This is a genomic window from Oleiphilus sp. HI0123 (assembly GCF_001635315.1).
On sequence record NZ_LWGE01001852.1, the window covers coordinates 1 to 637 of the forward strand.

The 637-nt window shown below is 48.0% G+C and carries 1 protein-coding gene; it reads right to left on the reverse strand.

The features are described from left to right. Positions 1-637: GntR family transcriptional regulator (locus A3761_RS24835; protein ID WP_197473253.1), on the reverse strand; the 637-nt coding region annotated here is incomplete at both ends.

Consider the following 637-nt stretch of genomic DNA (forward strand, 5'->3'; position numbering starts at 1 on the left):
GCCCCAAAGATTCGATTAACTGTAACAAGCCATAATAGCCTGGCGACTCTACCGCAACCACATCACCTTTTTCACACAGAGAGCGTAAACACAATACAATGGCCCCTTGGCAGCCAGCAGTAATAATAATTTCATCAGGTGACACTAACATGCCCGCATCAGAAGCACGTCTGGCGAGCTGCTTCCTTAGTTGAGGACAGCCTTTTCCTGAGTCATAGCCAATGCCGAGAAACTTCTCAGTCCGCACAAGGTTTGCAAATGATTTTTTTAGTTGTTCAATAATAGGGAAGTCACTTGCCGGGACCGCTGCACCGAAGCTGACATTGTTTGGTTCTGCCGAACTGGCCAGGACGTCCATGATCAATTCTGAAGTGGTGACTTCATCCGGGCCGCAATCAGAGACAGAGTTGTGGATATGGTCTTTAGATAAATGTTCTACCGGCGCACTGAGCGCAATGGCTTTAACATAATAGCCAGACTTTGGCCTCACCTCAATCAGCCCCCAGTCCTCTAGTAAACCGTAGCTCATTAAAACAGTCGACACACTGACCGAGCGCTGTTTCGCTAATTCCCGAACAGAAGGAAGCTTATCCCCCCTAGCAAAAGTACTTTGCCGAATCTGCTCAGCAAGGTCAAT